The 15,838-nt window shown below is 35.0% G+C and carries 16 protein-coding genes; all 16 read right to left on the reverse strand.

What is annotated here, in order from left to right; all coding sequences use genetic code 11:
- Positions 1-268: 268 nt before the first annotated feature.
- The gene (locus RTR43_RS21835; protein ID WP_312475209.1) at positions 269-1,114 is read right to left on the reverse strand and encodes a tyrosine-type recombinase/integrase; all 846 of its coding nucleotides are present in this window, start codon (positions 1,112-1,114) and stop codon (positions 269-271) included.
- A gap of 11 nt (positions 1,115-1,125) precedes the next feature.
- Positions 1,126-2,349, reverse strand: coding sequence for a tyrosine-type recombinase/integrase (locus RTR43_RS21840; protein WP_312475211.1), 1,224 nt, complete (start codon positions 2,347-2,349; stop codon positions 1,126-1,128).
- A 17-nt stretch (positions 2,350-2,366) separates the two neighbouring features.
- A complete protein-coding gene (gene xerA / locus RTR43_RS21845; RefSeq protein WP_312475213.1) occupies positions 2,367-3,200 on the reverse strand; it encodes a site-specific tyrosine recombinase/integron integrase in 834 nt (277 codons plus the stop codon).
- Positions 3,201-3,205: 5 nt separating this feature from the next.
- Positions 3,206-3,769, reverse strand: a complete 564-nt coding sequence (locus RTR43_RS21850; RefSeq protein WP_312475215.1) for a tyrosine-type recombinase/integrase — start codon at positions 3,767-3,769, stop codon at positions 3,206-3,208.
- Positions 3,766-4,098, reverse strand: a complete 333-nt coding sequence (locus RTR43_RS21855) for a phage integrase N-terminal SAM-like domain-containing protein (protein WP_312475218.1) — start codon at positions 4,096-4,098, stop codon at positions 3,766-3,768. The genes RTR43_RS21850 and RTR43_RS21855 overlap by 4 nt, the downstream gene beginning before the upstream one ends.
- A gap of 541 nt (positions 4,099-4,639) precedes the next feature.
- Positions 4,640-4,852 carry a tyrosine-type recombinase/integrase gene (locus tag RTR43_RS25695; RefSeq protein ID WP_396954612.1) on the reverse strand — a complete coding sequence of 71 codons (213 nt, stop codon included), beginning with the start codon at positions 4,850-4,852 and terminating at the stop codon, positions 4,640-4,642.
- Between the two features lie 448 nt (positions 4,853-5,300).
- Complete coding sequence (xerA, locus tag RTR43_RS21860; protein WP_312475220.1) at positions 5,301-6,131, reverse strand: site-specific tyrosine recombinase/integron integrase; 831 nt, start codon at positions 6,129-6,131, stop codon at positions 5,301-5,303.
- A gap of 6 nt (positions 6,132-6,137) precedes the next feature.
- The gene (xerA, locus tag RTR43_RS21865) at positions 6,138-7,025 is read right to left on the reverse strand and encodes a site-specific tyrosine recombinase/integron integrase (protein ID WP_312475223.1); all 888 of its coding nucleotides are present in this window, start codon (positions 7,023-7,025) and stop codon (positions 6,138-6,140) included.
- A gap of 451 nt (positions 7,026-7,476) precedes the next feature.
- On the reverse strand, positions 7,477-9,264 hold the full coding sequence (locus RTR43_RS21870) for a UvrD-helicase domain-containing protein (RefSeq protein ID WP_312475225.1): 1,788 nt from the start codon (positions 9,262-9,264) through the stop codon (positions 7,477-7,479).
- Complete coding sequence (locus tag RTR43_RS21875; protein ID WP_312475228.1) at positions 9,257-11,404, reverse strand: ATP-dependent nuclease; 2,148 nt, start codon at positions 11,402-11,404, stop codon at positions 9,257-9,259. The genes RTR43_RS21870 and RTR43_RS21875 overlap by 8 nt, the downstream gene beginning before the upstream one ends.
- A 370-nt stretch (positions 11,405-11,774) precedes the next feature.
- The gene (gene spoIIP / locus RTR43_RS21880; RefSeq protein ID WP_312475231.1) at positions 11,775-12,701 is read right to left on the reverse strand and encodes a stage II sporulation protein P; all 927 of its coding nucleotides are present in this window, start codon (positions 12,699-12,701) and stop codon (positions 11,775-11,777) included.
- Positions 12,691-13,230, reverse strand: a complete 540-nt coding sequence (locus tag RTR43_RS21885) for an RNA polymerase sigma factor (protein WP_312475235.1) — start codon at positions 13,228-13,230, stop codon at positions 12,691-12,693. The genes spoIIP and RTR43_RS21885 overlap by 11 nt, the downstream gene beginning before the upstream one ends.
- 287 nt (positions 13,231-13,517) lie before the next feature.
- Positions 13,518-13,784, reverse strand: a complete 267-nt coding sequence (locus RTR43_RS21890) for a hypothetical protein (protein ID WP_312475238.1) — start codon at positions 13,782-13,784, stop codon at positions 13,518-13,520.
- A gap of 154 nt (positions 13,785-13,938) precedes the next feature.
- Positions 13,939-14,148 carry a hypothetical protein gene (locus RTR43_RS21895; RefSeq protein ID WP_312475240.1) on the reverse strand — a complete coding sequence of 70 codons (210 nt, stop codon included), beginning with the start codon at positions 14,146-14,148 and terminating at the stop codon, positions 13,939-13,941.
- A gap of 204 nt (positions 14,149-14,352) precedes the next feature.
- Entirely contained in the window at positions 14,353-14,790 is a 438-nt protein-coding gene (locus tag RTR43_RS21900; RefSeq protein ID WP_312475242.1) for a VOC family protein, read from the reverse strand.
- A gap of 74 nt (positions 14,791-14,864) precedes the next feature.
- Positions 14,865-15,032 carry a hypothetical protein gene (locus tag RTR43_RS21905; RefSeq protein ID WP_312475244.1) on the reverse strand — a complete coding sequence of 56 codons (168 nt, stop codon included), beginning with the start codon at positions 15,030-15,032 and terminating at the stop codon, positions 14,865-14,867.
- Between the last annotated feature and the right edge of the window lie 806 nt (positions 15,033-15,838).

The raw sequence follows: 15,838 nt of genomic DNA on the forward strand, positions 1-15,838 counted from the left end.
TAATAAGAGCTACAGTCGATTCTTCCACTAAACTGACTGTTGTTGAAGAATTTCCTCAAAAATAAGCGTTAATTCTTAAAATAAGCGTTAATCCTTCTTTTACTGAAAAACTGGAATGTAAAAAAATCGCTGAATTCCAATGGTATCAAGGGTTTCAAGCGATTTAATCATCTACATTTATTCACGTTAAAAGGATTTATGCGGAGCGAGCCCATTACCCTTGATGTAGGAGACCGTTTAATCCCCCTTTGATTGAAAAGGGGGATTTTTACATCCATTCATCATACATCTCCTTCCGGGCATGGTCGTACAATCGGGCATATACACGGGTAGTCTCAAACTTATCATGGCCTAAGAGAACCTGAATGCATTCAAGTGACATTCCTTTTTTCGCCAGATGAGCAGCAAAGGTGTGTCTCAAGGTGTGCGGTGTCATCTTGAACCCCAATTGCTCTGAATAGATAAGAAACCTTTGATCCACCACACGAGCATGTTTTGAACGTTTCCCGTTTGAAGTCACTAAAGCAAAAACAAAGGGCCAATCGTCGGTTCGGCTATCCAAGTAAGATTTTAAGTGTTCTGCACACTCCCTCGTAAATAAGACGATACGCCCCTTTTTCCGTTTCCCCATTGGAATCAGAATGAGTCTTTCTGACCAATTGATATCTATTTTTTTCATGGCAGCTAACTCACTCTTTCTTATGCCGGTAGCATATAATACTTCGACAATCGCTCTCTCTTCAAGCCGCCCTTCTAAGAGCGCCCTTAGTTTGGTGAGCTTTTCCATCGATAAATAACGAGGCAGTTTCCCCTCTACTTTCGAGAACAAAATATCTTTTGTCGGATTTTTTGAAATGACCTTTTCGTCTAGACAATACTTAAAAAAGAGTTTCACCCCAGCGAGCTTTGTGTTAATCGTACTTGGTTGGTACCCCTTTTCTATCAAATGGCCGAGCCAATTCCGAATATCGTGTTTGGTAATGGTATCAATTTCTTTTCTTATGTAATCGAGCAAGTTTTTGATTGAAAGGTGGTAAAGAGTCAATGTGCTTGAATCCAATCGAAATTGATAATCCAATGTAAATCGCTTAATCCATTTATCTGTATTCATCATTCACATCCACCTTATCCCATATACTTGCGGTACAGGGTAATAACCTTCGATTTGGGAAGGTTGGCGTATACCTGTGTTGTCTTTAAATCGGAATGGCCCAGTTCATCAGCGATAAAAAATAAATCCGCACCTTTTGCCAAAAGTTCCGTCGCAAACGTATGGCGTAGCCGGTGGGGATGTAGTGAACCTGTTACGCCAGCCTCGTTCCCAACTCGGTTGAAGATTTTTTGTATCCATCTACTCGAAATTCGGCTCGATATGATTCCGCTTGCAACAAAGAGGGCCGGATTACCATCCTTTCGGCATTCGAGGTAACGTTCCAAAAGCAGAGCACATTTTTCCGAAAAATGAACCTGGCGAATTTTCCTCCCTTTCCCGACAACCCGAGCCGTTCGATTTTCTAGATCGACACTTGCTCGGTCGAGTAAATGCACCTCCCCCACTCGACAACCAGAGGAAAGAAAAAATTCTAACATCGCTCTGTCTCGTAGCAAGCCTTTCTCGGATATCCAGCGAATTTTAGCAATCTCCTCTTTTCCCATATATTTAGGAATGGGTTTCGGACAACGTGGAAACCATCGTGACTTGACCGGCGATCTATCCAGATAACCTTCTTCTACACAAAATGCATAAAAAGCTGAAAGAGCACTTACATGAAACTTTATGGTATTTTCTTTAACACCCTTATGATGTTGGATGAGCCATTCCTGGATTTCATCCGATGTAAGGGAAGAAAATAATCCTTCCTGTTCTTTAAAAAAGGATTGTAAAAAATACCTGACGTTGTTAATAGTATAAAAACTTCGGTTTGCTACTTTCAGACTTAATAAATACTCGTTAATGAATCTTTTATTCTCTACATTAGGCAGTTGTACCTTTACTTCCCAGTACTTTTCTGTAATACTCCCCTGAAATTTGCTTTTGATAGGCGGTATTGCCATATAGCCTTTTTCTACACAATAGCGAAAAAAAGAACGAAGAGCAATTGAACGGGAACGAATGGTTCCTTCATTCCAGTCCTTTTGATGATCCGAAAGCCATTGCTGGATGTTATTAGATGTGATGGACGAAAAGAGGATTTCTATCTCCCCAAAAAAGGATTGCAAAGTAGTCCTGTACCTGATAATCGTACTCTTACTTCTATTCGTATTTTTCAGGTTAAGTAAGAACTTATTGATCACTTTCTCATTCTCCGAATTAGGTAATTTCTTTTTAATCTCCCAGTACATTATCATTTTCTTTCTCCTTTTTCTTATGACTGAAACCGGTCATACTGTTTTTTACGTGCATGGTTCATGAGACGAGTGTAAATACGAGTACTATTGATATTGGCATGACCGAGCAATTCTTTAATGTAACTAAAATCCATCCCCTTTTCTGCTAGATGAGCTGCAAACGTATGGCGCAAGGTGTGAGGGGTGACTCTAAATCCTAATGTCTCTGTATATTGTCGAAACAGCAATTCCACTAAATCACGACTTAGGGGTCCGCCTCTATGATTCGAAAAGAGGTATGTGCTGTTAATATCACGTAGGTTCAAATACGCTTTCAATCGTTCTGCACAATCATGACTAAATAAAACATATCGTTCTTTGTTCCCCTTTCCTTTTCGAATCCAGATTTGTCGGCTCTCCCATTTCACATCTTCTAATTTGATATTCATCAATTCACTGATTCGAACACCTGTTGCATATAGCGTTTCTACTAATGCTCGTTCCCTAGGATTGTCTTTCGTTAATTCCTGAAGTAGGACTAATTGCCGTTTATCCAAATAGTAAGGAAGGGAATCCTCTTTCTGAGGTGTACGTACCTTTAATGTCGGGGATTTTTCCAATTTGTTTTCTTCCATCAAGTACTGATAAAACGATTTCAATGCAGATAATTTCATTTGAACACTGCGTGGTTTTAACCCTTTCTCAGTCATCATGGCTAACCAGTCCCGTACATCTTTCGCCTTCACCTCATTCACCTTTTTTGGACAAAACGAAAAGAATTGAGAAAGAGCTATTTTGTAGCCCCGGATGGTTTCTGGACTAAAACGAGCCTGCTGGTCATTAAAAAAAGATTGTTGGACTTCTAATTTCATAGATTTCACCCCATAATATTTTGGTATTTTAATATCATATCTTCTGTCGGTATTCGGGCATAAACCCGTGTTGTATTCAAGTCTGAATGGCCCATCTCATCCGCAATAAACTGAAGGTCTGCCCCTCTAGCCAACATATTGGTCGCAAATGTATGCCTACAACAGTGTGGATGGAAGGATTGCTTCAGGCCTGTTTTTTTCCCTACCTTTTTTATTACTTGTTGAATCCCACAGGCTAAAAGTCGTTGACAAAATTTATTCATAAATAATGATTCTGTCGGGTCACCAGAACGAGTTTGTAGATAGTCTTTTAACACTAACGCACATTCTTCTGAAAAATGAACATGCCTTATTTTTTTCCCTTTTCCTTTTACTTCCCCTATTCGTTTATCAATATCAACATCTTGAATATTTAAATTTGATACTTCGGAAACTCTGCAGCCAGAAGAAAAAAGAAATAATATCAGTGCCCTGTCCCGAATCGGCAATTGTTCTGCAGTACGCTTTACACGAGCGTATTCATATTCATCCAGATATTTTGGTAAAGCCTTTGGTATTTTGGGTCTCATCGTTTTTTCATGACGGTATTTTCCATATATTCTTCCTCCAAACAAAAGTTAAAAAAAGAAGATAGGGTGGCTAGGACGAGATCAATGGTTTTCGGTTTTTTATTTACAGAAAATCCGTTTAACCACCTTCGTACCTCTACGGAGGTCAGCTCTTCAAGAGGAGTCGTACATTTAATTAAAAATCTTTCTAAAATTCTTCGGTATTTGATGATGGTTGCTACCGCTTTATTTTCCAGTTTTAAACTTAATAAGTATTCATTTAAGATGGTTCTAGTTTGATTAGATATTTCTTCGTGTGTGCTTTGCCAATATTTGTTGGTTACTTCCAACTAAGTACCCTCCTTTCTCTAAAATAGCTTTATAGTTTGATAGGCTTTACCATTTTTGACTAAAAAACTCTTTTATATACATCTATTTTTTCGAAAATAATGGGTTTTGAATTTAAAAAGGAAATGAGCGTGTTCCCTAATAAGTATTTCATTTTAAAGACTATTCTTCATATTATTGATTTGTTCTACCTTACAAAAGGAGCTTCAATAAATATTAATCCTTTAAATAGAAATAGCCCTTACTTCTCGAACAGAAATAGGGCTCTAAATACTTTATCTACATAAATCTTCAATTCTCTTTTTAAAAATTTTAGGGTTCCTGGCCACGGACCTACCTGGCTAATGTCAATGTTTGAAAAAATGGGCAATAACCCAGAACATACAGATTACCTCAAACCTTTTGATGGGGATGTATGGAATTTTATTAAAAATATTGCAGAATGGTCAGAAAAAAACGATAAGCAAATTAGGAGCCTCTAAGAGGTTCCTTTTATATCGTTTTTAAAACTAATTGTGCTATTAATTGAAAAATTTAGAATGCTTAACGCCTTCCAGTGGAGGTTAAAAATAAGGCTTTCTGAGACTTATGTCTGTAACAGAAATACGTTCCCAATAAAAAAGCACACTTCTCGGTAAAATGGACATATCCAAATTTTTTACCTTTACATACAACTCGTGCGGTGCGGTTCTCAAGATCTACATCCTCTCGATTTAGCTCCCTTACTTCTCTTACTCGACACCCTGTTGTTAGCATGAATTCTACCAGCACCTAATTTCGAAGGGAGGTAAATTCGCTTTGGTAACGTATTTTGGCAATATCTCCTTTCTCTAAATATTTAGGAAGAGATTGTGGAAGTCGAAGAAACCACCGGCTTTTTATTGGAGAACTATCTACATACTCTTCTTGTAAGCAAAATTTGTAAAAGGGAGAAAGGATACTTAAACGAAGCCTGAAAGACGCTTCATTTAGATGGCCATCATTTTTTTTAAACCATACTAGGATAGTATTTGAAGTGAGAGATGTATAGGGTTCTTTCATTTCCCCAAAAAAACGTTCTAAAAAACTCCGATATAAAATGATTGTTCCTCGGCTTCAGTTTGATACTTTTAAACTTAATAAAAATTCTCCGATGATCTCTTGATTGTCTTCATTTGGTAAGTCTTAATTTAACCCCCAGTAATTACCCATTTTTTCTACCTCCCTAATGGTAAAGGTCATATTGTTTTTTACGAGCATGTTCCATCAATCGTGTATAAATACGAGTACTATTAATATCAACATGGCCGAGTAGATCCTGAATGTAACTTTGAGGCATATTTTTTTCTGCTAAATGGGCAGCAAATGTATGTCGCAACGTATGTGGAGTTACTTTAAAATCAAGGGACTTTGAGAAATTGCGAAAGTTCTTTTGTATAAATTCTCGGTGAAGTGCCCCACCTCTTCGATTGGAAAATAAAAACACACTGTTCGTTTCTCGCTTTTCGAGGTACATCTTTAAGCGTTCTGCACAATCGTGCGTAAAAAGGACAAAACGTTCTTTGTTCCCTTTTCCTTTTCTTACCCATATTTGCCGGGTATCCCATTTAATATCTTCTAGTTTGATTTGTAATAGCTCACTGACCCTTACCCCTGTGGAATATAACGTTTCAATGATGGGACGGAATTGGAAATCATTTCTTGTTAATTCTTGAAGTTGGGCTACTTGCCGCCTACTTAAATATTTTGGAAGGATATCATCTTTTTTAGGAGTTTTTACTTTTTGTGCTGGATTTTTCTTGAGGAGATTCTCTTCCATACAATATTGGTAAAACGATTTCAAACCCGATAGTTTAATATGTATCGTACGTTTTTTAAGACCTTTTTCCTCCATTGAAGCAAGCCATGCTCTTATATCTGTTGCTTTCACTTCATCATAATTTTTTCCACAAAATAAAAAAAATTGATTAAGAGAAAGTCTATAGCTTCTAATTGTTTCTTCGCTAAACCTAGAACGATGATCATCAAAAAAAGATTCTAGTACATCTACTTTCAAAGTTATCTACCCCATTTTATTTTGATAAGCTAAAATCATGTCCTCCGTTAGAATTCGTGCATAAATACGTGTGGTATTTAAATTTGAATGTCCTAATTCATCTGCAATGAATTCAATGGTTGCCCCTCTTGCAATCATGTTTGTAGCAAACGTATGGCGACAACAATGTGGATGTAACGATTGCTGTAGACCAGCCTTTTTCCCAATTTTCCTTGTGATGTAATAAATGGATTTGGGTCCTAAACGTTGACCTGAATTATTCAAAAATAATGGATCTGCTTCAATACATTTTCTTGTTTGTAAATACTGATTCAAAATAATTGCACACTCTTCAGAAAAATGCACCTTTCTAATTTTCTTTCCTTTTCCAGTTACTTCTGCTGTTCTTTTTTCTAAATTGACATCTTTAATAGATAGATTAGAAACTTCTGAACTTCTGCATCCCGACGAAAATAAAAATAGTACCATCGCGCGATCATGAGGAGACAAATTTTCTACCGCGATTTTTACCCTAGCAAACTCTGTCTCATTTAAATATTTAGGTAAAGATTGCGGTATTTTGGGTCTCCATCTTTTTTTGATAATTACATTTTCTATATAATCTTCAGCAAGGCAAAATTGAAAAAATGAGGAAAGTGCTGATAAGTAGGCGTCCACGGTCCTTTCCTTTTTGTTGTTAGTGAATTCATTCAGATACTTTCTCACATCATCAGATGTTAATAGTTTTAAAGGCACAGTACACACGCTAAAAAAGCGTTCTAAAAACCAACGATAATTTCTTATTGTTCGTTCGGCTTTATTTTCAAGTTTTAAACCTAGCAAATATTCATTCATAATAGCCTTTGTCGATTCGTCCTCAAGGTTACTCTTCCAGTAATCACTTGATTCTTTCATTTGTTAACCTCTTTTCCTTTTTTCTATCAATGCTAACTATAATAATCTTTAACTAATTTATTTTTTTATATACATTTTAATATGGATAATATAAGACAAAAAACCCTAGGGAACATCCTGATCTGAGACATTAGTTATTATTCATGTAAAATAGTCATAGTATAACAATAACTTTGTAATCCTTTAATTTGGCTAATGAACAAATTGAACGTAAAATAAAACAATAAAATTTGATGTTCTTCTGTGTAACCTGCTTTACTATAAAAAAAAGCATTCCAATCAAGTTACAATTGGAATGCTAAATGGTGTGTTATCCAACTCTATGGGATAACTTGGGTTTATTATGACAATTATATTAATTAGTTGATAACATAATGATATTTATGTTTTTTATAGATTAGTTAGGCAAGATCCCCATATTCCAGTGATATAGTAGTATTTTCATCTCTATTTAAATAGAATGTTCTATATCATAATCAAACAATAATGAATCAAGATGTTCATTTATTTTGTAAGGTTTCCTACTTTTAGTTGTTCTTCCTGTTTCTGCGAATAAGTGTAAATTTGTTATAGCTCTAGATCCAATTACGTATAAAAGATTATATGAAGCAGATTTTGTTACATAATATGGTTGATTTATGATGGAACTCCAATTAGGTATATTTCCCCAAAGTAGTCCAAAAGCTATGACTGTTTCGAATTCCTCACCTTTTACACCGTGACAAGAATTTACAACTACTCCTTTTGATTGTTTAAAAGTACTTTTTAAATATTTTATATCTTTTGGGATATCTTTAAAGTTATCTGATTCATAACGAGCTTCTAACCCATTGAAGAATGAATTCCACTGATCAAACAGTACTGGGTTATCTACAAATTCGATATCAAGAGCCTTGAAGAATTCATTGAATGCTGTTTGCAAGTATTTAATTGCATTGTCATCATGTGGTTTAATTCTATTGACAATCTTTAAATACCTTCGACAATCTAATTGTTCTACATTTAAAGATTTATTGGTATAAATATTAATTTCTTGTATAACTTGTTTTATCCATCGAAACCGGTTTAAAGATGTTTCGGGAGAAATATCTGTTAAAAATATCCTAGTTAATTTCCACCAGAAATTTTCTCTATTTCTCGGTAAAGGAGTTGCAATAGGGGCTTCAAACGGAACATCAGGTAGCAAGCTCCTTAGCTTTTTAACTAATGGAGTAAGGAAGTACCACACAGGTGCAATTATACAAATTTCGTTTGGTTTTACACCGTCATCAAGATTATTCCTTATTATTTTTGTAAACTCAGAGAAAAGGTCATTTTTATCAATTGTTTTATTTAGGGTAATTAATCCTCTCTGCCAGGAATGTGGACCAAGTGCTTGAACTTCTACATCTGTTGATTGAAAGTTTGTGAAAAAGTCCACTATCCTTTGAGTTGACCGATAATTCCCAGATATTTTTTTTAATTCTATTTCTTGTTGACCAATTTCATCTCTTATTTCTTCAATACTTCTTGGTGTACCACCTAAGGAACCATATATTGCCTGATCAGGATCCCCGACTAAAAATAATTTACAAGCATCTCTCCCGTCAATAATGTTTCCAATTATTCCATACTGCAAATCTTGTGTATCTTGATATTCATCAACAAAAATATAACTAATTAAATTAGATAGATGTTGACGAATTTTTTGATGATTATTAATTAGTTTATACGAATAGTAGAGTAATAAATCGAAGTCCATTTCTTTATTTTCTAGAATAGCATGGTGAAATTCCTTTGCTAGATCATTACTGTAACTATCGTTGTTTATATATTCTCCTATCCTATTTAATGAAGTACTTATCTCTGCCCATACGGGTAATGAGCGTTTCAATTTCATTTCACTCAGTATTTTTTCTTTCTTTGTATCATCAATGATTGAAAAGCCATTTACCAAATCTGGTTCATAACAAGAATAAGGCTTTATGATCCACTGATAACAAAATGAATGAATTGTTCCTGCCCAAAGTTGGTCTTGAGGGATACCCATCTCATCTAATCTTTTTTGGATTTCCTCTGCTGCTCTGTTAGTAAAAGTTAGGGCAACAATGAATTTCTTTTTCGTTTTCATCCGTTCTAACTCATATGCAATCTTTCTAGTTAATACACGAGTTTTCCCACTCCCTGGACAAGCGATTACTAGTGTATTTTTTTCTGTTGTCACAGCTTCTAATTGTTCTGGATTTAAACCTTCAAACATTTTTGATTTCCTCGTATTTTTCCATAAATAAATATAAATCATCATCACTTTCTAAAATGTCATTAGAGAGACTCTTTAATAGCTCCAGGTCTCTGTCTCCTAATGGAATGGCCTCTAATTTCTCTTTAAATTTTTCATATTCCTCCTCGCCAACTTCATTTTCTATTCTATACTTGATCATTTTCTCAAAATGTTTATACCCAATATGGCCCGTAGAAAAAGCGATAGCATCAAGAATATATTTAGGTATATAACTTTTATAGGTTATTTCTTCGGCTAATAAAAGAGCAAACCACCCTTTCCCTACTACACTGTCTGCTAATCGTAGGGTCTCCAAACCAACATCGATAGGGTTATTGGACTTAAGTAAGTTTTTAGAGCCTTCAATTGCCTTTTTTTGCTTATAAATCTTATTAAGTGTCCCTCTTACTTCATGATCATTATCATTTAGTACAAAATCAACTTCAAATGTATGCTTAGCATAAAATGCCTCTACCCATTGATTTCCCAAACAATAAGCGTCAAGTTTTTCTTTTCGTTCTTGTCCTTTCTCAGCAGAATTCCTTGCCTTCCTTTCCTGGTCATTATCCTTTGACTTTTCTATAGGAAGGGGAATAAAGGATTGATCATGGTCAGTGATAATCGCACAATTCCTTCTGATACGTTCATCGTGAAATAGATTTGAAATATGTTCAAATACAGTACTATTCATATTAATTAAGCTGACACCTATTTCATCTAGGCTTAAACCGAACACTTTCTTGAATAATGTAGGAATCAAGACTAATTCAGCATCACCTTCAACTAGTATTACACCTTTAGCAAATAATAGTGTACTTCTTGTTGCGTCTAAATACCTTTCGATTCTCAAACACTCTTCAGGTGTCAAACCATTGCTTGGTTGACTAACGAGTGTTTCGTTTGGTTCCTTACAAAGTATATTGACTGAAGTAATTTTATTTGCAGATGAAATATGAGTTGAATGAGTAGTTGTAATAACTTGTGTATTTTGAAATCTGTAATTATCAAACAATGTTTTTTGTATATGCGTATGAATGTGCGCTTCAGGTTCTTCAATTAATAAGAAATGAGCTGCTTTTTCTTCCGTTGGTTGTTTATACTCATATTCAAGTAATTTTAAAGTAATATAAATAAGGTTTGCTCCACCAAGACTAAGATCGTCTAGTTTTCCTAAATGATTATCATTTTCTCCGTCCCCTACCCACAAGGTTAAGGCTTGAAATAATTTATTTATATCTTCTGGTAGTTCAGATTGGATACTGACATTCGGAGCATATGTAAAGCCAATTGTAGAATTAAGTGTATTCCTAACCCGTTCAGCTAGTTGCATTATTTCAGGAAGACCACTAATTGTTTTATTTAAATCTGTAACTTTATCCGTAATAGTCTTTGAATCATCTACTAATATATTTTTTGCACTTCCCCTCAACAAACTTAATAAGGGACTTTGTTTATTTTTTCGTAATTCAGACATAACATCACGCAATGCTTTGATATAAGTACATGAAATTTCCGATCTAACTAAAAATAAATTAGCTGCTGGATATCCTTGAATATCTTTTTTTTCATCTTCAGGGTTAGGGAAAATAATATTTTCAAAATCACCTACTAATTCTTTATAAACCGATTCTTCAGAGAAGTTAGCTTTAGCTCTTAGGTAAAAAACACCTTCATAATCATTAATGGTGATCTCATTTAATATCGCATCTAGCTTGTTTGGATCTTTATGTTCATCCATTGTTAAGTCGTAGAGCTTTTTTCTGTATTTTTTATTAGGTCTAAAATAAAATGTATATGTCCCAGTTGAAACACTTCCTTCGATGTGTTCCAAATTATGAGCTAAAAGACTTGCCCCCTCGCTTGTATCTAAATTTTCAAAATCAATTGAGATAATAATCCAATGTCCTTGCCATCTTCTAATTCCTCTATTAAAATCTGTTTCTAAGAGTTTTGATGCATTAATAGGTAAATTGTTGTCTAACAATAGCCTTAATGCAAAAAGAACATTAGATTTTCCAGATCCATTTTCCCCAATCAGTGTATTTACTCCAGGTTGGAAAATAAATTTTTGGTTTCGAAAATTTCTAAAGTTTAAAATGTGTAATTTTGATATGTGCATAGTACCTCCAAAATAAAGGGAATTTTATATAACTATACTAACATTTCCATTAATAGGATAGTTAAGTAATTGTTAAATTTTGACGAAAAAAAGCCACTTATATATTAGTGACTTTTTCTCTAGTTGAGTTAGTATTGCTGGTACCAAGAGTGACGATACTTCAACATTCCCATTAGAATCATTACCATTATTTCCTTATCGCGATAAAAAAAGGGGGGATTCTATAAACCTGATTCTTTAGTTAATCGAATAAGAAAAAGATTCCGCAACGGCAGCCTGTCTTCAACTCTTGCCCACGTTACTTTAAGTGTAATTCTTCACAATTTGATTTTAAAAAAAGAAGCTACCGCAGCAGCCACTAATGAAAACACTATTTCTTTTTTTGTTCAGTCCAATCTGAAAGGATTTCTTTAATAATTCCTGAAAGGACATCCACAGTTCTATATTCCTCATCCAAAGTATTTTCAGGTCCACCAATTTCTAATAAAACAGAGTTACCAAAAAGGTCTTGATTATAAGTATTTTGATTTGGTGGATTGTCTTTAACAAATACTCCTCTTGATAAGTGAGGATATTTTTCTTCAATATATTGATGAAGCAGCTCAGCGAACTTTAAATTTACTTCGTAATTGACACTTGTTTTGGATACTAAAAACGCAATCCTAGGATAATCTTTTCCATCCAAATTAATCGTGGTCTCACTTCTCTTTCGTGAATCCCTGTGTATATCAAAAACCATTTGAATCGTCTTATTATTAGCTAAGGATTCTTCCAGTGGCTCTCTAGAAACTTTATATGAATCGCTGAATGGTAAGTTTTTTTCTTTTAGAATTTCCATTATATTGGTATTATCATGGATGGAATTTATACCTCTATTTCTTAATGATTGGCTTAATCTCTCGCCAACTAATGTAATATTTTTCGTATCGTGAAACGCTTCATTAGGGTCAATTGTTTTAGACTCTGTGAAAAATGATTCTAAATTGTGTGATTGATAAATATAAACTAAAGGGTTTTGGTTGTTTATAGTTGTGATGGATGAGGAATTCCTTTCCTGAAGGGTGTTTTGATTGTTGGAAATTACATCCTTTCCGCCATAAAAGAAAAACCATGAAATAGCTACGGCACATATTGCAATAATGGTTGAAGTGAAAGAGAATCGTTTAATCCTTTTTTTCCTATTTATTTTCCTTGCAGTTTGTTTAAGTTCAGCGGCTGTGGTTGAGACAAACTCCTCTCTAGGGTTGAGTGGATATGCTTCTTTAATTAAATCAAATAAGTCTTTATCAGTTTGCATTTCCAATAACCTCCTCTGCATCCAATTTCAATTTCTTTTTAAGTTCTTTTAAGGCTCTGTGATAATCTACCTTGACCTTTGATTCGCTACATTGAAGGATCTCGGATGTCTCTTTAATTGAAAATTCGTTTATGCCTCTTAATATTACTACTGCCCGATAGTTTGGTTTTAACTTTGAAATTGCTCCGTGAACCAGCCTTTTCATTTCGTTTTGTTCATATACTTCATTTGGTTCCTTTTCAGTTGATACGATATGTTTAAAAAATCCATCCGTGAAGAGGGAAGAGAATCTTCTTTTCCGATAATGGTCAATTGCAACATGCTTCGCAATTGAAAATATCCAAGTTTTAAAGTTAACGATACTGTTTATGTTAGACAGGTTATTTAGGACTCGAATAAACACTTCTTGAGTTAAATCCTCAGCATCGTTTTGATTTCCAGAAAAACACATAAGGAACCGATACACTTCTAAATAATAGCGATGATAGATAATATCAATCTGTGCCTCTAAATTTTCATTATCAAACAAATCGTTCCCCCCTCGTTTTGGTTTACATATATTAATCGTTTGAGCCCCAAAAAAGGTTACAAGTATTTATTCACGCCTATATAAATAAGACCGTCATTTAAACGGTCTTTATGTCATATGTAAAAAGGAGCCATTTTACAATTTCTCGAAAAGAAGGTATTTTACCTCTAATTTTTTTCTTCTTCTTGTTCCACTAGCCTGCTTCGTTAACACAACAAGAAAAAAGACCGCCGTAGCGATCATTTCTTTTGCTCTTGCCCCCGGTTACTTCAATAAGATTCTTTTCATCATCTTTTCTCTTTGAATGCTAAAAAGGTAAGAACTAATGCAATTAAAACCAACAAGTAAACTGGTGTCATCCAAATTAGATAAATAGATTCAGGACTATTTTTTACTATTCCCGTATCAATTGCAATGGCATTCCAATGAAGACTAACCGAATTATCAGCTTCGATTGAAATTTTAGGAAGGTATAATGTGCTATGTGTAACCCGAACTATTACATAAATTAGGCTAAACAATAAAAATACATTCGCAACTAATAATTTCTTCATTAACAAACCTCCTTCGGTATAAACATATGCTACCGATAGGACAAAGAGTATTCCTTCTTCAACTATCCTGCCCCATTAGTACATTAAGAAGGCTCTACTCCTTCTTGAAGTAAAGCTCTCCGTTAGCTTTTTAAGGGTTGTCATAATTAACCTCTTAAAGAATTTGTCCATGTAAGATACGGGATAAAACAAAAACAATTAACCCAAATATCAGTAATTTCACATGTTTTGATTTACTTTTCTTTTGTTCACTCTTCTTATTTTTCGTGTCTATAATCCCAATATTAATGACGCTAATAAACATAATTAAAATTCCTAAAAATGCCATTAAATAAAATAAAAAATCTTTCATCAAAGCATTCATCTTTTATACTCCTATTCTTTGTATTAATGGATTCGATTTGCTTCTCTTTTATTCGTTTCCCAAAGCGTTTTGATTTAACCTTATTGAACTCCCTCCCGTTACTTTAATAAGAAAATGCATTACCATTGTTCCAGTAATGCACCCGAGTTTAAGAAGGAATCTTTAAAGTTGGAGATCTAAATCATTTAAAGTCACATTCAATATTTATCTGATTTTCTCCGCCAACTCTAAAATAATTCCCTCTGGACCACGAACGTAACATAACTTATAACTTTCTTCATATTGCTGTATCTCACTAAAGATTTCCGTGCCCTTCTTTTTCAATTTTGCAACAATAGCTTCAATATCTTCAACAGCAAAGCAAATATGTCGGATACCCAGCGTATTTGCAAAAGGTTGCTGAATATCTTTTTCATCTGACGGCGTATAAAATTTGACCAGCTCTATCCATGCCTGACCATCTGGCATCCCCAATCCTACACAAGCCGTTTTAACATCATTAAGCCCAACTATTCTGTCCAACTGTTCTCCATCCAATTCCCATTCCGTTTGCACTTCAAGTCCTAAATCAAGAAAAAACGCTTTAGCCTCTGAAAGATCATTTACGTTTATACTCACATGATCTATTCTATTGATCTTCATATCTCATACCTCCTATGTTCCTGTTATTTTCAATACCTGTATTCGTGTAAGGTTTGTTTGAAATTCTAATTCGCTTAAAACAGGAAAATATCCTTCTTCAACAAATCTGCCATTTTAGTTGAAGAAGAAAAAGGGCTGCCGCAGCAACCAGACTGTTCAACACTTGTTTGCAATAGGTAAGCGTTTGAAGTGATCTCCAGCTTTTCCCCTGCTCCACACGGAACGTGATAGTTTCCCATCATTCCGCGTTCCATCTAACGATGTGTACTAGACTATAAGTTCCTCGTTACCCTTAGAAAAAAAGGAGTCTCAACTCTTCCTACTAAGAGCTCACACTGTGGAAATCCCCACGTTCCTACCCGATCGGTGCGATGCACGCTTGGAAAATAATCATTTCATTTCGCTAGACTTGGGGCTGTTCCTCCACTCCCATTACAGGAGCTTCCTCAGTCATACCCCTACCCTCACAAGGATGAATGCTTTTCAGCTTATGCCTTATAACAACCGTTTCGGGTGACAGCCCTTGGTTCAACGTTCCTTGCTTTCCAAGTCCTTTACAACGTAGCTATACATTCTAAACGTAGGTGCTTCCTATAAGCCTGTGAGCTGGATACCGCCGTTGTTCGGTATAGTGTATTTCAGAGGGTGCATTTTTACTTTACACCACTCACCCCATCTTTGGATGGTACATACGTTTCCGTATGTTCTAACTTTAGACCCTTACCTTCGGAAGTTCGTCAGTTCCTTTATAATGGAACGATTCTCACCATATCTAGTTTTTCAGCCGTGCGGCATATCCGTCAGCGTACCTTTTCCATAAGGATGGCTTTAGCCTTCGTTCTGCCGAATCTACCTGTGCTTCACACCCCATGACCTGTCAGTCATAACGCATGCAGGAGTATTGACGGGATAGTTTCAAGAAACATGGCTCCATCATTCCTATCCTCCGTTGTAAAGTTGAAGTAAATCTAGTAAACTTCCTGTATTTCACGCTGCAAAGCGTTTATAACAGAACTTGTCGCGCGCACCCCGTTAGCTGAATAAGAAA

The organism is Neobacillus sp. (genome assembly GCF_031988165.1).
Taxonomy (GTDB): Bacteria; Bacillota; Bacilli; order Bacillales; family Cytobacillaceae; genus Neobacillus; species Neobacillus rhizosphaerae.

What these genes read in the sequence shown, in the direction of transcription:
- RTR43_RS21835 (WP_312475209.1), bottom strand. Translation starts at nt 1,114, where the DNA reads ATGATGAATACAGATAAATGGATTAAGCGATTTACATTGGATTATCAA.
- RTR43_RS21840 (WP_312475211.1), bottom strand. Translation starts at nt 2,349, where the DNA reads ATGATAATGTACTGGGAGATTAAAAAGAAATTACCTAATTCGGAGAAT.
- xerA (WP_312475213.1), bottom strand. Translation starts at nt 3,200, where the DNA reads ATGAAATTAGAAGTCCAACAATCTTTTTTTAATGACCAGCAGGCTCGT.
- RTR43_RS21850 (WP_312475215.1), bottom strand. Translation starts at nt 3,769, where the DNA reads ATGAGACCCAAAATACCAAAGGCTTTACCAAAATATCTGGATGAATAT.
- RTR43_RS25695 (WP_396954612.1), bottom strand. Translation starts at nt 4,852, where the DNA reads ATGCTAACAACAGGGTGTCGAGTAAGAGAAGTAAGGGAGCTAAATCGA.
- xerA (WP_312475223.1), bottom strand. Translation starts at nt 7,025, where the DNA reads ATGAAAGAATCAAGTGATTACTGGAAGAGTAACCTTGAGGACGAATCG.
- RTR43_RS21870 (WP_312475225.1), bottom strand. Translation starts at nt 9,264, where the DNA reads ATGTTTGAAGGTTTAAATCCAGAACAATTAGAAGCTGTGACAACAGAA.
- RTR43_RS21875 (WP_312475228.1), bottom strand. Translation starts at nt 11,404, where the DNA reads ATGCACATATCAAAATTACACATTTTAAACTTTAGAAATTTTCGAAAC.
- spoIIP (WP_312475231.1), bottom strand. Translation starts at nt 12,701, where the DNA reads ATGCAAACTGATAAAGACTTATTTGATTTAATTAAAGAAGCATATCCA.
- RTR43_RS21890 (WP_312475238.1), bottom strand. Translation starts at nt 13,784, where the DNA reads ATGAAGAAATTATTAGTTGCGAATGTATTTTTATTGTTTAGCCTAATT.
- RTR43_RS21895 (WP_312475240.1), bottom strand. Translation starts at nt 14,148, where the DNA reads ATGAATGCTTTGATGAAAGATTTTTTATTTTATTTAATGGCATTTTTA.
- RTR43_RS21900 (WP_312475242.1), bottom strand. Translation starts at nt 14,790, where the DNA reads ATGAAGATCAATAGAATAGATCATGTGAGTATAAACGTAAATGATCTT.
- RTR43_RS21905 (WP_312475244.1), bottom strand. Translation starts at nt 15,032, where the DNA reads ATGATGGGAAACTATCACGTTCCGTGTGGAGCAGGGGAAAAGCTGGAG.